A 20,620-nucleotide genomic window follows, 5' to 3' on the forward strand; every position below is an offset into this window, starting at 1 on the left:
AAAGGAAAGGTACTGAGCTATATAGAAAGTCCAATAACATCAAGGTGTTCGAAGGGTTTCGAGTAAAATAAAAAACTTTCGAGTAGCTCAAAAGGTAGAGGGCTGAGCTATATAGAAAATCCAATAATATCAAGGTGTTCGAAGAGTTTCGAGTAAAATAAAAAACTTTCGAGTACTGTAACGCTACAAAGGAAGAGTATGCTAAAAATTTTTTATTTGAATTGGTTGTTGAGCCTGATCATATTGACTTAGGTGATATTTGGATACTTATAGAAGTAATTTAAAGATAACTTAAACTGTTCAGTTTATGCAATCATGTGACTATTGATCTAATTACTAGATAATGTAATAAAGGAGATTACTTATGCGCGATGCTCGTGATATATTGAAACTAATTCTCGATATAGCTAAACAAGATGAGCGTATTGTATCCGTCTTACTAAATGGGTCAAGAGCTAATCCCTATAGTGGGAATGATCGACTTCAAGATTATGATATTATTTTTGCAACTGAATATGTAAATGAATTTGTTAAAGATAAAGAATGGCACAAGCAGTTTGGTCCTATATTAGGCCCTCTGTCAAATAGGACTGATGAGTATACTATAGAGGTTAAGTAGCATCGTGTTGCTTAATCTTTTTTGCTTGAGGCCCTAAAAGAAACCCTAACAATATATGTATGATGAATGTATATACCTAATTATCCATACGGGCTAGATAAAGAAATTGCTTTATGTTATTATAATTAAAATTATATAAGCAAACTTTGCACAAGAAGAGTAATTGTATATTTTTTTATAGCGAGCTATTGAGGGTGGGAGAATAGCAAAAATTATATTGATGAAGCGCGTCTTGTGGGTAACGTATTGAACCTAAGTAGGTACGTTCGGTGGTCACATCGTTAACAATGAGAGTGTATGTTTTTAGGCATAAATATGAGTGGTACCGTGAATGTAAAGTTCACCTCTATGATAGGGGGTGGACTTTTTTTATTTTAATAGGGAGTGATTTTTAATGAAGCAATTGTTAGCTAATATATTATCTGAACATATCTCGTTTTTAACAGTACAAGAGATTTTAAAACTAATAGAGCGACCTAAATATCAAGAACAAGGCGATTTTTCATTTCCTTGTTTTGCTTTAAGTAAACATTTAAAAAAGAATTCTAGAGTTATTGCAGAAGAACTAAAGGACAATATTGAAAGGAAAGAAATTAAGTCAATCCAAGCTATCAACGGCTATTTAAATGTGTTTTTTGCTCCAAACTATGTAGGATTGGATGTCATTAATGATGTTTTACAAAAAGGTGAATCTGTTGGCGAGCAGGATATAGGTCAACAACAAGTCGTGACGATGGATATTTCTTCACCTAATATTGCTAAACCATTTTCGATGGGACATTTGAGATCAACTGTAATTGGGAATGCAATGGCACTTATTATGGAGAAACTGAATTATCAGCCTGTTAAGATCAATCATCTAGGGGATTGGGGGACGCAGTTTGGAAAACTAATTGTAGCTTATCAGAAATGGGGAGATAAGGATGCTGTTACTGCAGACCCTATTCCTGAATTATTCAAACTCTATGTAAAATTTCATGAAGCGGCTGAGCATGATGAAAAGCTTAACGAAGAAGGGCGCCATGCATTTTTAATGCTCGAGCAGAATCATCAAGCGTATACTGAGTTGTGGCAGTGGTTTAGAGAAGTCTCATTAAATGCTTTTAATCAGTTATATCAGCGCTTGAACATCACTTTTGATTCATATAATGGAGAAGCTTTTTATAATGATAAAATGGAGAGCGTTGTAGAATTATTGAAGAAAAAACACTTATTAGTCCTAGATCATGGTGCAGAAGTTGTAAAGCTTTCTGATATGCCTCCAGCTTTAATAAAGAAAAATAATGGTTCTACCCTTTATATAACGAGAGATTTAGCCACAGCCATTTATAGAAAGGAAAAGTATGATTTTTCTTATTCATATTACTTTGTTGGTAATGAGCAATCGCTTCATTTTAAACAGCTGATAGAAGTATTGAAACTTATGGGGTATCAATGGGCAAACCATATGAAACATATTTCCTTTGGTATGATTTTAAAAGATGGCAAGAAAATGTCGACACGTAAAGATAAAGTGATTTTTCTCGAAGATGTATTGAATGAGGCAGTCGCATTAGCAAAGTCTAATATTAAAGAAAAATCAACAAAGCTGAAAAATATTGATGAAGTGAGTGAACAAGTAGGCATAGGTGCTGTTATATTTAATGACTTGAAGCATGATCGTCAGAATGATATCGAATTTAATTTAGAAGAAATGTTAAAGCCAGAAGGTAATACGTGTCTATATCTTCAGTATACCAACGCCAGAATCCACGCTATTATTCGTAAAGCAAATGTAGAAAGTGAGAAATTAAAAATAAAAAATTTAGATAAAGAAGCGTGGGATATTGTTAAAACTTTAGATTTATTTGATGAAGTATTAATATCAGCAATGGAAAGAAAGTCGCCAGCTGAACTTGCTAAATATTTATTGCAGTTAGCACGTCGCTTCAATACTTACTATGCAAAAGTGAGAATATTAGATGATCAAGAGATGCTTAACGATAGAATCGGCGTTTTATTATCAGTATCTACAGTTATCGAAGAAGGTTTGAGATTATTAGGTATTAAATCACCACGCGAATTGTAAAGTTAACAATATTTTCTGTCCTGCATGAAATGATTGCGTTAAACCCAAGAAAGCTCAAATGCTGTCTGGCTAAGCATGAATCAATACTCTTTTTTTACACATGATATTTCTATATTGCTAAACAAATATAGTTGAAGAATAATATACTTATCAAAAAAAGAAGTGACTAAGTAAAAAATATTTACTTACTCGCTTCTTTTTTTATACACGTTTTAAAAAAAATAAAGTTCCCATATATAATCATGAATAACCTCAAACATAAATATAAAAGAACTTTATAAATATAAAAAAATAACGTTGAAAGTCTTGCGCGTCACGTTACGTCATCCATTATATTGAGGTTAAGGAGGGATAACAATGCCACCCATTCATATCATAAAATCTGATAAAATTTATTTGAAATTATTGGAATTAGATCGCGCACAGAGAGACGCTTATTTTCGAGAAAATTTATTAAAGCATTTTCGAGAAAAATTTGAAATTCAACAGATACCCTTTGAACCAACAGCATCAGGTTTTGATGCCTTAATGCTGATGAATCAAACCCATGTTTCGCCTACAGAATTTAATTCGAGTTATAAAAAACAAATGGATATGCTTGATGATGATTTCTGGGATAATTGTAAAAGTGCGATTGAAGATGTACTGAAGCGTTTTGAAAAGAAGGGGATGCATTCAAAGGTTAGTCAGTATACATTTACGGTCTTATTAGGAGATGAAAAAAAGCCAACGATGTTCCTTAATCAAAACTATGGAGGAGAAGGCGGAATACCGGGATATGTATGGCTTTCATTAGTTCCAAATGCGTATACTTTGAAGCGAACAAAAAGTGCCATTGCACATGAGTTCAATCATAACTTGAGATACCAATACATTCAATGGGACGGTGGCTCTCTTGCAGAATTAATTATTTCTGAAGGTTTAGCTGAGAATTTTGTTGAGGCCATGTATAGGAAATCATATTTAGGACCTTGGGTAACTGCGATAGATTGGAATCAATCACAAGCATTAATAAAAAATATCATAGGAAAACATCTAGACATTGATAACATGTTTGAAGCAATGCCTTATTTATACGGGGATGAGATTGCTCAATTATATAGTGGCAATCAAGTAGGGTTACCTCACTCAGCAGGTTATACTTGCGGTTATTATCTTGTTAAAACTTATTTAGACAAGACAAACTGCGGGATTGAAGAAGCAACTATGAGGTCAGCACAAGAAATTTTAAACGAGGTGGAATCATTTTGGAATACGAATATCGTATAAAAGACATCATCAAAATCACTGGCGTAACGAAGCGGACTTTACATTATTATGATGAAATTGGTTTATTATCACCCAAAAAAAATGAAAATCATCACAGAGTCTATACGCAACGTCATTTAATGCAATTACAAAAAATTTTATTACTGAGATCGATGGATGTAAGTATTAAAAGAATCATTAAAATAATGGCAATGGACGAAACAAATTTAATGGCATCATTAAAAGATGAAATGGTCATTTTGAATGAAAAAATTGAAAGATTAGAAAAAGCGAAAAAAGCAGTGTCCAAATGGATAGAGGGCGTGCCGGTTCTAGAAATTGATGAGTTGAACAATAACTTACAAGCTCAATATCAAGAAGAAGCTAAAATAAAATATGGTAATACACATGCATATCAAAGTTTTATCGAACGTAATGGGAATCAATCAATGAGCAGTGCCGCGTCTAAAGATAAAATGATGACAATATTTAAAGCTTTTGTACATGTATCAGAGCGGGATATCAACGATACGGAAGTTTATCATGTTGTAATAGAATGGAAAAATCTCATGCGCACTTTTGCTGACTTTGATGATGAGACACTCTGCTGTATTGCAACAACTTATCATCAAGATGAACGATTTAAAGATTATTTTAAGCAATTTGATCATCCAAAGTTGACTCACTTTATCGTTGAAGCGGTTCATTATCACTTGGCACAATCATGTATTAAAAATAACAACTGAGATATAAAATGTGAGTCTTCAAAGCACTTTAAATCTCTAAATTGCAATAGATGAAGGGGCTCTTCAACGCTAAAGCAAGTGTGTACAGCCCCAGTCAACTTTGTTGGGATTTATAGGTTTATTTACTCATGTTGGCTTAAAAATTGATCGGTCGATTGAATGTCAGCAAAGTTGCTTAAACTTGAGATAAAAGCGTTTTGAACGTCTTCGGCAGCGACGGTTTGGTCATTAAATGGTAATGCACGTGTTGCTGTTGCGTCATGAATCAATGTGGATGGATAACCGAGTTCTTTAGCAGCACGTGTGGTTGAGTCTACACATAAATGTGTCATCATTCCTGTAATGACTATGTCAGTGACACCATAATCAGCTAATTGATTGGCAAGATTTGTTTGAAAGAAACTGTTAGGCGCTTGCTTCGTAATCACCGGGTCTTGTTCATTACGCTTAAGTTGAGGGTGTAATTGAACGCCTTCTGTGTCATGTACGAAAAATGCAGCGTCGTCATTAGGAAATATATGTTGGATGTAAAATACTGGTAAATCATGCTCATGGAACCATGTTTCAAGTAAGTTAATGTGAGCTAATGCCTCATCAGGATTATGGAGAGGCATTTTGCCGTTTTCAAAGTAGTCATTCTGAACATCTATAATGAGTAAACCTTGTTTTGTCATTTTCGTATACGCTCCTTCTTAATAAGAATAATAAATCACTTTCATCGTGTACCGAGACATCAAACATTCCAGCTTAAATATGCACTTTGAGTTTCTTAGAAATTGGGCATAATCGTAAAATACAGATTCTGAAAGAGAATGAATTTCTACGACAAATCTCATTCAGAAATCTAATCATTCAATAGCTTGAAAGTATGATACGAAGTTCAACTTAAGTAGAGAATTGGAAATCATGTCTCAACACCGCTTATTCATCATAATAGCAATAAAATAAGGTTGGGGCTAAAATTCTGTTTGAGTTAAAATAGGTATAAGCGATTTGAAACACAAGTGAAACTAGAATATAATTAGATATATCATTATATGAACGGAGGTGTCAGTATGTTTTTAGAAGATGTGAAGCGTGTAAGATTTGTCCTTATTATACGTGGAAAATTTGCGTTTGTTGTTAAAAATTGGTGGAGTCTGTCTAATTTTAAACAAATACATCTTCTAGAGGAATACTGACACAAATTCCTCTAGCGATATGGAGGAATAAAAAATGAATATCGTCAATGTGAGTCAACTCACGAAATCATATGCCGGAGATAAAGTCTTTGATCATATTAAATTTGAAGTGAATAAAAATGATCGAATTGGTTTAATAGGTCGAAATGGTGAAGGGAAAACGACTTTATTTAAATTATTAGCTAAAAAAGAGCAAGCAGATGAAGGCTTTATTAGTATTGCTAAGGATGTCAAAGTAGGTCTCTTAACACAAATTCCAAATCTACCACCCGACGCTATTGTAATCAATCAGCTTTATCAAGCTTTCGACACTTTAAATGGTATCGAACAACGAATGAGACAGCTGGAAGCTAAGATGGTTGAAGGAATGGATGACATCGATCAGATTTTAAAGCAATATGACCGATTGCAAAATGAATTTGAGACTTTAGGGGGTTACGAGAGAGATTACAAAATTGATTTTGTGCTCAACGGTTTAAAAATTGCATACCTTAAAACGAAACAATGGTCCGATCTATCTGGAGGGGAGCAGACAAAAGTAGGTTTAGCGATGTTGTTACTCCAATCACCAGAATTGTTACTGCTTGATGAACCTACGAATCATTTAGACATAGAAAGTATAGAATGGCTAACAAAGTTTATCCAACAATATAAAGGTGCCGTGATGGTAATTTCACATGATCGTTACTTTCTAGATGAAACGGTCACTCAAATATTAGAAATTGATCAACATCAGTTATATGTATATCCCGGTCATTATTCAAATTTCGTCATTGAAAAAGAGAAGCGTATTTTAAGCGAATTTAAAGCATATCAAACCCAGCAAAAGAAAATTCAAAAAATGAAAGCCCAAATTAAGCAATTAAAAATTTGGGCGAACCAAGCGAAGCCACCCAATGCGTCGATGCATCGTCGTGCAAAAAGCATGGAAAAAGCTCTGGCGCGGATTGAAGTCAAACCCAAGCCTCGATTAGAGCATAACAAAATGAAATTAGATATCGCCCAAACAGAAAGTGCTTCAAAAGATATCTTTGTCTTAAAAGATGTTGCTAAAATGTATGATGATATCTTATTTGAAGGGGTAAATATGAAAATTAGACGCCATGATAGGGTGGCCATTGTAGGTGCAAATGGAACAGGTAAAAGCACGCTGTTAAAATTGTTGTTAAAAGAAGTTGTGCCTGACGAAGGTCATGTTCAAATTGCTGAAACAAACCGCATTGGTTATTTGTCCCAACATCAATTTAATACTGGAGAGATGTCAGTACTTGAGGCTTTTAGACAATATGCACATGTGTCTGTAGGAGAAGCGAGAAACCATCTGGCAAAATATCTTTTTTATGGGTACGATGTCTATAAAAAAGTAAAAGATTTAAGTGGTGGTGAAAAGATGCGTTTAAGATGGGCGCAAATGATTTCTCAACAATTCAATGTGCTCATACTTGATGAGCCGACAAATCACTTAGATATTGATGCCAAAGAAGCATTGGAAGAAGCTTTAGAGGAGTTTGATGGCACTGTTATTGCAGTTTCACACGATCGATATTTTCTGGATAATCATTTTTCAAAAACGTACTGGATTGACAATAAACAACTTCATTATTATCCGGGTCATTACAGTTATGCAAAACAAAAAAGAAATTCAGAAGTAAGACAAAAATCTAATTGATGACACTGTTCTGACTCAATATTCCCAAGTTAGTACGTATCTGATAATTAAAATAGATCACAACGGAAATCAACAGATCACTAAGAAATGAAAAAAGGTAATGTGTTCATTAGCGATAAAAGCTTATCGTTATGAGTAGCATTACCTTTTTATTGATGTGTTATACATGCTTTGCAATGAGTGCTAAACAATGTTTTCTATTCTCTTCACCATAAAGTTGAGGAAATAATAAAAGTTCATCAGCATCAAATGTACGTTGCAATTCGTGGAGTTCTTGCGCTACGGTTTCCCCATCCCCGCTAATGATACGAGCTTCGTTTTCGGCGCGTTTCTCAAGTTCACGTTCACTCCAATTTTTCTGTTGTATCGTTTCTAGACTTAATAGCGTTTTCGGCTGTTTTAAATAATGAATACGTTGCAACCAGTAATGCAAACTGTCTTCTAATTGTGCACGGATTTGACTATCCTCATGTGCTAAGACGAAAGTAGAGACGATGACATAAGGTTGACCTGCAGGATGATAGTGTTGAAATTGTTTTCGATAATGTTGAACAATACGTTGTTTTTCTGCAGTTCTTTGCCCGAATGCCCCAAATACAAAAATAGCTCCTAATTGTGCGGCTCGTTCTGCACTGTTTTCGCTCGTACCTAAGATGCAAAATTGCGGTTGCGTTTCAATGATAGGCATTGCTTTTAAATGCTGAAAACGATGTGGGGTCGAGGTGTCATTGTTAAAATACTTTTTTAAATCTATCAATTGTTGATCAAAGTCTGTTAAAGTTTGTTTGCCTTCATTCAATGCTTGAGACACATTTTGAAAACTAGGTGATTTTCCAAGTGCTATATCAACACGTCCAGGGTGACGTGCTTCTAGCATTTTAAAAGTTTCTGCTACTTTATATGGACTGTAGTGTGGCAACATAATGCCCCCGGTGCCAACATGGATACGTGATGTTTGTTCTAAAATCATCGTTGCTAAAATTTCAGGCGCTGTTGATGCGACGGAATGCACTTGATGGTGCTCAGCTAGCCAATAGCGGTGAAAGTTCAATTTTTCAGCATAACGCGCGAGATTAACACTATGATTGAGTGCTTCTTGCGGTGTGCGTCCTTCAAAAATAGGACTATAATCTAGAATGCTGAGTTGCATATAAGACTTCCTTTCCAAGCGTGTTATACTACAATTATCAAGCAAAATAAGCATAAACACGAGTACAATGCTTAAAAATAAAAAGAAAGTAGGGAATGAAATGGAAGCCATTATCGCAAAGAAAGCTTTTTCTTTATCAGAAGGAAATTGTTTTGAAAAGGTAACACGTGAACGTCCAGAACCGACAGGACATGATATTTTAATTAAAGTGTACGCAACAGGGGTCAATCCTGTTGATACGAAAATGCGTCAAACGGCATTGAATCAATCGGAGCGTGTATTAGGTTTTGATGCAGCAGGTGTGGTAGAACAAGTAGGATCAGCGGTGGAAGGTTTTAAACCGGGAGATCAAGTTTTCTATTCGGGTTCAAATCAACGTGAAGGCTCAAATCAGACCTATCAATTAATGAATGAACAATATGTTGCGCATATGCCTAAAAATCTCTCTTACGAGGCAGCAGCGGCACTACCACTCACAGCGATTACCGCATATGAAACGTTATTTGATGTATTTGGAATTTCCACAGATACTGAAAAAAACAAAGGTCAAACGTTGTTAATTATTAATGGCGCAGGGGGCGTGGGTAGTATTGCAACGCAAATTGCAAAAGCTTATGGACTAAACGTGATTACAACAGCTTCACGCGAGGAAACAATCGAATGGTCTCAAAAAATGGGCGCCGATGTTGTTTTAAATCATAAAAGTGATTTGAAAGCTCAGTTTAAGGCGCAACAACTTAAGCAGCCAAATTATATTTTCTGTACATATGATACAGATGGTTACTACGACACAATGATTGACCTTATTCAACCTAGGGGGCATATTGCGACAATAGTTGCTTTTCAAAATAAGCAAGATTTAAATGCGTTAAAAGCTAAAAGTATTACTTTGACACATGAATTTATGTTTACAAGAGCAGTACATGGTGTGGAAGAACAGATGTATCAAACTTATCTAAAAGATGTCGCAGAAAAGATTGAACAGGGCGTCTATCAGTCTACACTAAATGATGTTTTAAAAGGTTTAACAGTCGATAATATATTTAAAGCGCATCAGCAGATGGAATCACAAGCACATATCGGTAAGTTAGTTATAAAAATAGCTGATTAAATTCATTGAAAGAGGGAATGTGACTGTAAATCATTAGTTTAAGGGGAAAGTCTATATGTTAAAGCAACAAAATCAAAAGGTGAGTTTAGTTTTTTGGATTGCTGTTGTATTGTGTAGTTTATTTGTTCTAATTGGGGCGATATTCCCAGAACAAATGGAACAACAAACGCAAGCAATCACACAATGGATTGGTTACCATTTTAGTTGGTACTATTTATTACTCGTACTTGTATTTTTTTAGTTTGCATTTATTTACTCTTTTCTAGATACAGTCACATTACACTTGGTAAAGAAGGTGAGGAACCAGAGTTCTCATTAAAATCTTGGTTCGCAATGTTATTTAGTGCTGGCATGGGAATCGGATTAGTTTTCTGGACGACAGCTGAACCAATTTCTCATGCATTTAAAGCCTCACCGATACATAAAACTGGAACACAGGCAGCAATCAATGACAGTTTGCAGTTTTCGTTTTTCCATTGGGGCATTCATGCTTGGGCAGTCTATGCGATTGTCGCATTATCTTTTGCGTATTTCAATTTCCATAAAGGGTATCCTGGTTTAGTCAGTGCAACGTTAACACCTTTATTTGGTGCGAAACGTATGCAAGGACCTCTAGGACAGATGTTGGATGTGCTCGCGATTATTGCGACAGTCACGGGTGTCGCTGCCACATTAGGTTTTGGTGCATTACAGATTAGCGAAGGATTAAAGTTTTTATTTGGTATACCAGCCACATTTACAACACAAATTATTATTGTCGTTATCGCAACGGTTTTGTTTACATGGTCGACATGGTCAGGCATTAGTAAAGGAATAAAAATGTTAAGCAATATTAATATGTCTTTAGCTTTTGCTGTGCTTCTTGTTGTTTTTATTATAGGGCCAACGCTTTATATTTTAAATATGTTTACAAATAGTCTAGGCAACTATATCGCTCACTTTTTTGATATGAGTTTACGTTTATCCATTGATAATCCTTCAAGAACGAAATGGATTCAAAATTGGACTATTTTTTATTGGGCATGGTGGATATCATGGGCGCCTTTTGTTGGAATCTTTATTGCACGTGTTTCACGAGGACGAACGATTAAAGAATTTATCATAGGTGTTCTTTTTGTTCCGTCATTCATTTGTTTTATTTTCTTTGCAGTCTTTGGTGCTTCTGCGATTTATTTACAGAATCGTGGGATAGCAGATATTGCATCAGAAGCTATGGAAACTGCGACTTTTGCGACGCTTGAACATTTTCCATTCGGTTATGTGATCAGTATTGTCACACTCGTTGTCATTATGATATTTTTTGTCACTTCTGCAGACTCTGCAACCTATGTTTTAGGTATGTTAAGTACAAAAGGTGATAATCATCCTAAAAATTGGGTGAAAGTCACTTGGGGCATTATGTTAGCTCTGTTTGCGCTCATCATGTTATTCACTGGGGGCACACAAGCAATTCAAAACATACTCATTATTGCTGCTTTACCTTTCTCATTTGTCATCATTTTAATGGTATGGGCGTTATTTAAAGCATTATCAGCTGAACACCCACGTTTAAAGAAAAATATAACAAAATATCAAAAGAGATAATTACAAAAATATTAAATTTTTTTGAACAATATGACATGATTTTAGTTTTTATTACAAAATTAAGGGTAAATAGTTGATGTAACAAATTGAATAGGAGGTGGCATTCGTAATGACACGGATCAAAAATTTTATTCTTGGCCTATTGATTGTCATAATTGTAGGTTTTCTATTGTTTATGTATATCGATTATAAACCGATCAAAAGTTACCAAGACTATTTTTATCAGTTTAACTGGTTCTATCCATTACTGATAGGTTTAGCAGCGTTCTTAATCTTAATCGGTTTAATTCTATTCTTTAGAGCATTTAAACCTACATATCGTAAACCAGGATTGTATAAAGACTATAATGATGGTCATATTTACATTTCACGTAAATCAATTGAAAATACGGTTTACGATACAATTGCGAAATATGATGCCATTCGTCAACCTAATGTTGTATCAAAACTATATAATAAGAAAAATAATAGTTTCATTGATATCACAGCGGATTTTCTGGTGCCATCAGAAGCGACGAATGTCCAATCGTTAGTTGAACAATTACGCTTAGATATTAAAGAAAGCGTTGAACGTTTTTCTGAATTACAAGTTAAAACAGTAAAAGTCAATGTGCGTGACCAAAAACGAGACAACGGTCCACGCGTTGTGTAAAGGAGGGGTCCTATGTCTAACCAAAACCAAAATGGTCAAGGTGAACGAGATGCAGTTGAGCAGTTTGCAACACTTTTGCAAAATTATAAATGGCGAATCATTGGGTTCTTCTTTTTCCTCATCATTGCTATCTTGTTTTTAACACTTGGCTTCTGGAAGACTGTTCTTATCATCGTGTTATGTTTAATCGGAGTTGGTGTAGGGTATATTAAAGATCGTACGCAAGATTTCTTGAATTTCCTAAATCGGTTAAGTTAATACATGCAAATGACAAGCATTTAAAATATTTCGATTTAAAATAAACAATAAAGGAGTTTTTAATTATGGCTGTAGAAAATAACAAAGCAAAAGAAACTTACAATAAAGAAACTGGTGTAAACGAAAGAGAAAGACAACAATCACAAGAAAATCAAGGACCACAATTTTCTAATAGCTTAACATTCTCTGATGAAGTTGTTGAAAAAATTGCAGGTATTGCTGCACGTGAAGTTCGCGGAATCTTAGACATGAAAGGCGGCTTTGTAGATAGCATTAGTGGTTCATTCAACGGTGGAAACAACGTAACACAAGGTGTATCTGCTGAAGTAGGCGAAAAACAAGCCGCTATCGATCTTAAAGTGATTTTAGAATACGGTGAATCAGCACCTAAAATTTTCCGTAAAGTAACTGAATTAATCAAAGAGCAAGTGAAACACATCACTGGCTTAGATGTTGTAGAAGTAAATATGCAAGTTGATGATGTGATGACACGTAAAGAATGGCAACAAAAAAATGAAAAAAATAGAGACCAAAACGAAAACAAAGGTTTACAATAAGGTTTAACCATTGAAGCGACAGGTTTCAATGTAATTAAAAATCAGGTAAACTGACGTAAAAAAAAGCGGCTGGGATAAGATTATTGTCCCAGCCGCTTCTTTTTATTGCATTATTGCTTGCTTTCCTTTGAGCGATAAAATAATGATAAAACCTATAAACCCTATGCCAGCTGCAAAATAGATTGTTGCATGGAGGTGAATGTGTGAAACGATTAAACCTCCAAGCATGGCGCCAAATCCAATTCCTGCATTTAAAGCTGACATATTCCAACTCATCACTTGACTATGATCACCCTCAACTTGATCAATCAAGCCCGATTGTACAGCAGGGTTTGTACTCCATTGAATGATATGCCAAACAAATAATCCAATTAAAAGTAAAATCGTCGTTTGCCACAAAGCGTTTAATAATAGCATAACAACTACAAAAGCTGAACCACTCACTGTGAGCCATGTTTTGAATGAGAATTTATCTGTAAAAAATCCGCCTAACGATGTGCCACACATTCCCGCAACACCGATAATCAGTAATGCTAAAGAAACGAATTTAATGTCATGACCACCAGATAAAATTAATGGGTTAATGTAAATATAAGCTACAGAATTTGCTGTTAAAATAATAAAAGTGACTGATAACAATTTGCTCACTTCTGATTTGCTTCGAATTCGAGTTGGATAGGTGTTTTCCGTCGCATAGGTCATTTTTAAATGTGTGGGTAAGTAGAGCGTAAGCAATAGACCAGCAAGTAATCCCGCGACAATAATTAATCCAAAAGTATAGCGCCATCCTATCCAATCACCAATTAATGTTCCAATAGGGACACCGAAAACATTTGCCGCACTAAAACCTGTATAAACGAGACCCAACATTTTACCCCGGTTTTCAGGTTTTGCGAGCACAACTGTTATGGCTAATATTTTAACAACTATTAGGGCAGCAGCGGCAGATGAAAGGATACGCCCAATAATTAATATCGTAAAATTAGGAGATAGTGCAATCATCAAATTACCTAATACGAAGAAAGCAATTGAATATAACAATACATACTTTGGTGAATATTTTTCAGTAAGTTTGACTAAAATAGGTCCTGTAATCGCAAAAGTAAAAGCATAAATCGTAACAAGCTGACCGATCCATGCTTCAGAAATATTTAAATCAGTACTCATAAGATTCATAATTCCCGCGACGACCATTTCAACCATACCTACAATGAAAATACTTAACATAAAAGTTAAGGTTCTCATGATAGTCATAGCAATACTCCTTAATCGTATATTCAGTTCTGTTTTTCATTTTAATACAATTGGTTACAATAAGAAATACTTACGCCTTTATCTGTATGAGAGAGAAGTAAGTTGATTATAATTTTAGTCATAAAAATTTGTCATTGAGAAGTGTCATTATACGCATAAATGAAGTCGTAGAATACGAATTTTTATAACGTTTTATAATAAATAGCGCTAAGATGTTTTCTATTAAAAATCATCTTAGCGCTATTTATTATAAGATTGAAGTCTCAGCTTAGTCCTAGAGGAAGGGGATGGGGGCATATAGACCTTGTTATGAGGACATACATCCCCAAAAATTTATAGCGCAATCGTCAATTAAATGTGCCGCTATGTCCGAGTTTCTCAAAATTGCATATATTTATTCTGATGTCATGTGAAGCGGATTGTCTACTTTAATATAGGTGTAATGATGTGCTTCATCTATGAGGCGCATCGTTGTCACACATTTATAGTCAATAACTGGGTTGAAAAATGTGTGGTAAATACTGTTGATTCGATCTTGATTCATTTGCGTTTGTTTTATTCGCTCAAAGCACTGTTGGATTTGTGTTTGTACAATTTGCCACAATTTGTTTTCTAACTGTTCATCTTTGTAGTAATGTGCAATGGCTGCGACGATTTCACCTAGATGGTTTTGAATCGTAGAATAAAAAGCTTTATTAAAAACTGAAGTCTGGCTCTCAGTTAATATTCTAGATTTCTCGTGAAAATCAGATGTGTCATAGCCCATAGATGAAAGTTGATGCTGATCAATTCTCAAACCTTCGAAATCACGTATAAGCATTTGTTGGAATGCACCTGTTCTATCATCGAACACTGCAATCGTATTCTGTAGATGCGCTTCTAATGCAATCCCATACTTCACAAGTAAAGGTACAACATAATCAATCAGTGCACGTGCATAAGGTGAAAACCAGTCTTGACACAGTTGTGACATGTCGACAGAATGTCCTTGATGTGCGGCAAAACGCTCGATAAGTTCGATGACTAATGTACGATGTTCGCTAGGTTTATTGACAACAAAGCTTGATGGAATTAGCGGTAGTGCATTATCATCGAGCAAATCATATATATTTTCTCGATAAAGTGTACCCAATTGTTCACTTCGTCGCTCTTGATATGCGGGATTTTTATCATTTGGATTATAAAAATGCGCACCTGCAAGTTCCGGAACCGCTTGTGTGGCGACATCTTTAAATAATGGATCATTGTGTGCGATATGCGTTAAAATATTTGTCATTAAAGGACCATTATGTGTTGTTTGCTCTGACAATGTACGAATTTCCCCTGTAATATGGACATTCGTCGAAAGTTTTATATGAGGTGTCTGCTCAGGTTTTTCAGGCATTAACGTACGGAATGACAGACCGGCATAATAGTTTTGTTGATACGACAAAGGAACAATGATTTGTTGACTTACAGCATCTTGATATTCTTCAGTAATGATATGTGCGTATTGCCAAGGGTGTACAATCAAAGGCACATAGTTATTCAATGACTGCGATGATCCTTCCAACTGATTTTGAGCTGCTTCTTTTAATCCTTCAAATGCATCATAAACGACCTCAGCATAATTTGAATGCGCAGACATCGTTCTTGCGTAATCTCGATGTATTAAAATAAATTGCATTGGAATGCCATGCTGATACTCTGAGGAGTAACATATCGTTTCTTTGGCAGTCATCCCTTTTCGAAGTTTTGCGCCAGGATGAACGGGATGCCCCTCAATGACGAGTTGCTCTGAAGTCAGATAGCGATCATTTTGAGCTTCAATGTAATCAAGAAGCGTCGGAAAGTCATTTAATGAATGCTGCGCTTGATAGCTCAATGCTAAAGCCATATGAGCAGCACTGTTTTCTAAATCATCTCGAAATTGTTTTGCCGCTTCTCCGTCATATTGTGTATCTTCTTGAATGATAACATCCAAAATCTCATTTGGATGTAAAACGCGTTCATCTTCGCTACTTTCATGATACCAATAAAAAGGGCCTTCTAAGTCGATACGGTTGAATGCATGTTGTCCTTTGATTTTTGCGAATAATGTTCGTCCAGTATATGTAAAATGAATGCATAATAATTGGCCAGCAGGAATGGCACAATTTTGAAAATGTTGTGCCTCTTTGATTTCACAATGATCAAAGCCGCCAACTAAGTTTTCACGATAAATCGATGCCATTAAACGGGCAGTTATTTTATCGCGGCTGGATAATATGTTTTCTTTAAATAATTGCGCCCAGTTCGAATCGATTTCGACGAGCGTTTGAAAGCATTCTTGTTCATCTTTTGTCAAAAGAATGTCAGTTTTTTGCTGATTTCTCTCTTTATTCATGAGTACACCTCATTCATTTTATTTTACAAATAGTAAGATGATTCGTATAATCCATAATATCGGAAATGAGAACCGTTATCAATTAAAGAAGGTGAAGATTTTGGCAAAATGGTTTTTTTCGAGTACCTTTTTACTATTTCTGGGTAACTGGATTGGGCAAATTGCACTTAACTGGTACGCTTATCAATTAAATCATAATGCGATGGATCTTGCATTAATCAACTTTTTTCGATTAGCCCCTATATTCTTATTAAGCTTATGGGCGGGCGCCATAGCAGATCGTTATCGACGAAGCACTTTGATTAAATTGACAGTAACGAGTTCATTCCTTATTACGGGTACGCTCACAATTTTTGTCTTAACAATGGGTGAATTACCAATGACATTTTTATACATCTATTCATGTTTACGTGGATGTATGAGTGCCATTGAAACACCGGTCAGACAAGCAGTCCTACCTGATATCTCTGAACGGTTATCCATCTCAAAAGTCGTTTCTTACCATTCTTTTATATTAAATGTATGTCGCTCCATCGGCCCAGCAATATCGGGCTTTATTATTGCAATTTGGGATATTTCTATTGCATTTGTCATCCAAACGGCTTGCTACCTTTTAGCATTATCTCTAAGTTTACCACTACAATTGATGGTAAAAAAACAAAACAAGGCACCCAAATTTTCTTTACCTATCGCATGGAACTACTTTAAATTAAACGTTGTGAGTCGAAGAATATTTACGACATCGTTATTAATTATGGCGATGGGGTATTCCTATACTACTATGTTACCCATTTTGACCAATGAGTTATTTCCTAAAAATGCATCCATCTTCGGCACGGCAATGACTTTTAGTGCAATAGGTGGAATACTTGCTACTTTGATTATTCCATATATTTTAAAAACAGTGTCGACAGATAAATTTTATTTCTTGAGTTCGGTCTTATTCGGTCTCGCTTTAATGTTACTCTACCCATTTGGAACGACAGGCTTATTTATCGCTATATTCTGTGTGGGGTTATTTGGTCAATTTGCACGTACAACAAATCGAATATATTTTCAAAATGATGTAGAAGAAGAAAACAGGGGAAAAATTTTAAGTATTGTTATGATGGACAGAGGTATGATTCCATTAGGCGCAGTGGTATTGAGTTATTTTACGGAACACATTGGGATTACAACTACTTTTTTAGTAATGGGAGTGGCAACGACACTTATCGCAATATTGGGGTATGCAATGAATCTTAAAATAAACGGAGGAAAGACAATCCATGACAACCATTCATCATCTAAATGCTGATCAAAATATACAATATCGTATTCTCGTTGCATGTATCAAAGAGCGGCTATTCCCTGAACAAACAGCAGTTCAATACGAAAAAGATAAACTTGTGATTCAGTTGCACCAACACATTTTACATGTTGCGTGTGTCGCGAAAAGTATGCTTTTTCAATTTGAATTAGAGGGACCGATTTATGAGAAAGTGAATCATGAAGACATAGAAGTTCAAACGGTTGAAGAATTGTTAGCAATACTTGAAGGCAAATTTGGTATTGAATTTCATGAACAGTTAGTAAAGGAATTATTACATAGTCGTCTTGGACTTGAATTGAGTTATCAACAGCTAAGACAACGCCAAAATATGATGCGTCATTCTTTGAAATTTTCACGAATGCCAGAGTCACTTAATTTTATTGAATGGCTAAACCATATTAATGATGACTCTGATTTTTCAGCTTTAGGTTATACAGAGGGGATGGTTTGGAACGGCCATCCTTCACATCCTTTAACGAAAACAAAATTACCACTTACTGTTGATGAAATTCAAAAGTATGCGCCTGAGTTTATGAAAGTCATTCCTTTAAAAATTGTACTTGTCCATCAAAGTATTTTAAAATTTACGTCAATGACAGATCAAGAAGATTTTGTATTAAGTGAAATTATTCCAGATATGGAAAGTCAATTGAGACAATGGATGCAAATGTATCAGTCATCTTTAGATGAATATCGGGTGATGTTTGTACATCCGTGGCAATATGAAAATGTGATTACTGAAGAGTTTGGTCAATGGATTGCTGAACATCTCGTTATCCCAACCCCTTTTACTGTAGATTCAAAAGCGACGTTGTCATTTCGAACAATGAGATTGCTCAAATATCCGTTTCATATTAAATTGCCTATGAATGTTCAAGCGACAAGTGCTGTCCGTACGGTATCAACAGTGACAACAGTAGATGGTCCAAAATTGAGTTATCAACTTCAAGAAATGTTGGACATTTATCCAACTTTAACAATTGCTGCTGAGCCTTATGGTGCACATTTAGATGTTGAAGCGGATCTTGCACGCCAATTTGCGATGATTGTGAGATACGCAATAGAGGATAAAAAACAAAATCATACACAGATTGTTACAGCGGCTTTGACACAAATCAATCCCGTTGACGGTCAAATCGTGATCGATAGTTTGATTGAATACGTATACGGAGAAATCAGCCAAGATACAATCGTACAGTTTATGACACAATATATGCAGGCATTAATCCCGCCTCTTATCGGCTATATTCAAAAATATGGCATTGCTTTAGAAGCGCATCAACAAAATACGGTATTACAAATCGATAAAGATACACATGCATTGTCATTTATTGTGCGTGATTTAGGAGGTTCTCGTATTGAACCTCAAACATTAAAACAGACGGTGCCAGAGTTGACTGTATCAAATCAAAGTTTAATCACTGAAAATATAGATGAAGTCATTGCTAAATTTCAGCATGCAGTCATTCAAAATCAACTTGGCACGGTAATCCATCACTTTCATCATCGACACGGAATCAATGAGAAGGTACTTTACAACGTTGCCGGTGAAATCATTGAAAATGCAATAACGTCGAATTTAAATCATGCGGAAGCGCTAAAAAGATTATTATTTGGTAAGAAAATGACGGTTAAGGCGTTACTAAATATGAGAATGGAACAAAAAGTGAAGCAATATGTGCAAATAGAAATTGATAATCCGCTAGAAAGAGAGATGTAGCCTATGCCACAACTTCATGTTAATTTAAGTAAAATCAAATATAATGCAATGGCATTACAACACATGCTTTCAGCACAAGGTGTTCGAATGATTCCTGTAACGAAGTGTGTAGGTGGAGATATCAAGGTTCGAGAAATGTTACGTGACATTGGCTTTAGCACACTTGCTGAGTCTCGACTTTCCAAGATGACACATCATCAAAAACAACCGACGCAACAAGATATGATGATTAAAGGTGCTTTGCCAAATGAGATTGAAGATGTGGTCTTGAAGAGTCAAGTGAGTATTCAAACAGAATTTTCAACGATTCAAGCATTGAATGATATGGCTGTCCAAAAAGGGGTTAAGCACGCAATTTATTTAATGGTTGATTGGAAAGACGGCAGAGAAGGTGCATTGACATATGAAGTCGTGCATCTTGTTAAAAAAATTATCAAACTCAAAGGTATTTATCTGAAAGGCTTAGCATTTAATTTTATGTGTTTTCGTCCAATCCAACCGACAGAAGAAGATATCGTTTATATGAATTATTTTATAGAATCGGTTGAACGTGATACAGGCGTGCGTTTTAACTCTATTTCAGGGGGTAATTCAAGTCTGTTGACTTTAGCGATGTACACTGACTTAGGCAGGATTAATGAACTTAGAATTGGTGAGGCGCTATTTAGAGGATATGAGACTTCCTACAACATGCGTTTACCATACTTGTATGACGATGCAATTTTGTTGAGTGGACGGATTTTAGAAATTAAACCGCGCTTAGATATTGAAAAGCGACAAGCTTATATGCAGGCTATCGTCGATGTTGGACAACTTGATACAGTCATTGATGGTATCCAACCTATCGAATCCCATTTGAAAATTGTTGGAAGCTCAAGTGATGCTTTAATGATTGATCTAGGTCACTCGGATTATTATCAAATAGGTGATGAAATTACTTTCCAATTAAACTATTCATCTTTAGCTCAGAGTATGCATATGCCACATATATCGAAAAATTATATTGAAGATAAAGGTATTGAACAACTCATTAATGGATTTGTAGAAATAAAAAAGAATAATTTTATAAAACAGAGTTGACATTGAGAATCGTTATCAACTATTATAGAATTATGTAAATAAAACA

Annotated in this window: 16 protein-coding genes, 1 pseudogene and 1 other annotated feature; of the genes and pseudogenes, 13 read left to right on the forward strand and 4 right to left on the reverse strand. The window is 35.2% G+C overall.

Annotation, left to right across the window (positions count from 1 at the left end):
- Positions 1-364 precede the first annotated feature (364 nt).
- The 4 genes from CD118_RS04105 (at position 365) to CD118_RS04120 (ending at position 4,681) form a co-directional block, all read left to right on the forward strand.
- The gene (locus CD118_RS04105; protein ID WP_060829553.1) at positions 365-619 is read left to right on the forward strand and encodes an aminoglycoside 6-adenylyltransferase; all 255 of its coding nucleotides are present in this window, start codon (positions 365-367) and stop codon (positions 617-619) included.
- 137 nt (positions 620-756) lie between these two features.
- Positions 757-970, forward strand: a binding site (T-box leader).
- A 43-nt stretch (positions 971-1,013) separates the two neighbouring features.
- On the forward strand, positions 1,014-2,687 hold the full coding sequence (argS, locus tag CD118_RS04110) for an arginine--tRNA ligase (protein ID WP_060829554.1): 1,674 nt from the start codon (positions 1,014-1,016) through the stop codon (positions 2,685-2,687).
- A 357-nt stretch (positions 2,688-3,044) separates the two neighbouring features.
- On the forward strand, positions 3,045-3,956 hold the full coding sequence (locus tag CD118_RS04115) for a DUF2268 domain-containing putative Zn-dependent protease (RefSeq protein WP_103356301.1): 912 nt from the start codon (positions 3,045-3,047) through the stop codon (positions 3,954-3,956).
- Complete coding sequence (locus CD118_RS04120; protein WP_060829556.1) at positions 3,935-4,681, forward strand: MerR family transcriptional regulator; 747 nt, start codon at positions 3,935-3,937, stop codon at positions 4,679-4,681. Before CD118_RS04115 ends, CD118_RS04120 begins: the two co-directional genes overlap by 22 nt.
- 122 nt (positions 4,682-4,803) lie before the next feature.
- Here CD118_RS04120 and CD118_RS04125 read toward each other — a convergent pair whose 3' ends face one another.
- The gene (locus CD118_RS04125) at positions 4,804-5,355 is read right to left on the reverse strand and encodes a cysteine hydrolase family protein (RefSeq protein WP_050330287.1); all 552 of its coding nucleotides are present in this window, start codon (positions 5,353-5,355) and stop codon (positions 4,804-4,806) included.
- Between the two features lie 541 nt (positions 5,356-5,896).
- Here CD118_RS04125 and abc-f point away from each other — a divergent pair.
- Positions 5,897-7,531: a ribosomal protection-like ABC-F family protein gene (abc-f, locus tag CD118_RS04130; protein WP_103356302.1), complete on the forward strand. Its 1,635-nt coding sequence runs from the start codon at positions 5,897-5,899 to the stop codon at positions 7,529-7,531.
- Between the two features lie 160 nt (positions 7,532-7,691).
- Here abc-f and CD118_RS04135 read toward each other — a convergent pair whose 3' ends face one another.
- Positions 7,692-8,681: an LLM class flavin-dependent oxidoreductase gene (locus CD118_RS04135; RefSeq protein ID WP_103356303.1), complete on the reverse strand. Its 990-nt coding sequence runs from the start codon at positions 8,679-8,681 to the stop codon at positions 7,692-7,694.
- 100 nt (positions 8,682-8,781) lie between these two features.
- On the opposite strand from CD118_RS04135, the gene CD118_RS04140 reads away from it, so the two are divergent.
- The 5 genes and pseudogenes from CD118_RS04140 (at position 8,782) to CD118_RS04160 (ending at position 12,843) form a co-directional block, all read left to right on the forward strand.
- Entirely contained in the window at positions 8,782-9,792 is a 1,011-nt protein-coding gene (locus tag CD118_RS04140; RefSeq protein ID WP_060829559.1) for a zinc-binding alcohol dehydrogenase family protein, read from the forward strand.
- Between the two features lie 55 nt (positions 9,793-9,847).
- Positions 9,848-11,376: pseudogene (locus CD118_RS04145) on the forward strand (BCCT family transporter).
- Between the two features lie 109 nt (positions 11,377-11,485).
- On the forward strand, positions 11,486-12,028 hold the full coding sequence (amaP, locus tag CD118_RS04150; RefSeq protein ID WP_050330296.1) for an alkaline shock response membrane anchor protein AmaP: 543 nt from the start codon (positions 11,486-11,488) through the stop codon (positions 12,026-12,028).
- Between the two features lie 12 nt (positions 12,029-12,040).
- Entirely contained in the window at positions 12,041-12,286 is a 246-nt protein-coding gene (locus CD118_RS04155) for a DUF2273 domain-containing protein (RefSeq protein ID WP_050330298.1), read from the forward strand.
- A gap of 65 nt (positions 12,287-12,351) precedes the next feature.
- On the forward strand, positions 12,352-12,843 hold the full coding sequence (locus CD118_RS04160) for an Asp23/Gls24 family envelope stress response protein (RefSeq protein ID WP_050330300.1): 492 nt from the start codon (positions 12,352-12,354) through the stop codon (positions 12,841-12,843).
- 102 nt (positions 12,844-12,945) lie between these two features.
- Here the strand turns inward: CD118_RS04160 and CD118_RS04165 are convergent, their stop codons facing one another.
- Together CD118_RS04165 and CD118_RS04170 are read right to left on the reverse strand one after the other, a co-directional pair.
- The gene (locus CD118_RS04165) at positions 12,946-14,097 is read right to left on the reverse strand and encodes an MFS transporter (RefSeq protein WP_103356304.1); all 1,152 of its coding nucleotides are present in this window, start codon (positions 14,095-14,097) and stop codon (positions 12,946-12,948) included.
- 394 nt (positions 14,098-14,491) lie between these two features.
- Positions 14,492-16,462, reverse strand: coding sequence for an IucA/IucC family protein (locus tag CD118_RS04170; protein ID WP_060829562.1), 1,971 nt, complete (start codon positions 16,460-16,462; stop codon positions 14,492-14,494).
- Between the two features lie 100 nt (positions 16,463-16,562).
- On the opposite strand from CD118_RS04170, the gene CD118_RS04175 reads away from it, so the two are divergent.
- The 3 genes from CD118_RS04175 to CD118_RS04185 are packed head-to-tail and all read left to right on the forward strand — an operon-like array spanning position 16,563 to position 20,574.
- Positions 16,563-17,759 carry an MFS transporter gene (locus CD118_RS04175; protein WP_060829563.1) on the forward strand — a complete coding sequence of 399 codons (1,197 nt, stop codon included), beginning with the start codon at positions 16,563-16,565 and terminating at the stop codon, positions 17,757-17,759.
- Positions 17,731-19,494, forward strand: a complete 1,764-nt coding sequence (locus tag CD118_RS04180) for an IucA/IucC family protein (RefSeq protein ID WP_103356305.1) — start codon at positions 17,731-17,733, stop codon at positions 19,492-19,494. The genes CD118_RS04175 and CD118_RS04180 overlap by 29 nt, the downstream gene beginning before the upstream one ends.
- A 3-nt stretch (positions 19,495-19,497) precedes the next feature.
- The gene (locus tag CD118_RS04185; protein ID WP_103356306.1) at positions 19,498-20,574 is read left to right on the forward strand and encodes an alanine racemase; all 1,077 of its coding nucleotides are present in this window, start codon (positions 19,498-19,500) and stop codon (positions 20,572-20,574) included.
- Positions 20,575-20,620: the final 46 nt, after the last annotated feature.

Source organism: Staphylococcus coagulans (genome assembly GCF_002901995.1).
In the GTDB taxonomy this organism is placed as follows: Bacteria; Bacillota; Bacilli; order Staphylococcales; family Staphylococcaceae; genus Staphylococcus; species Staphylococcus coagulans.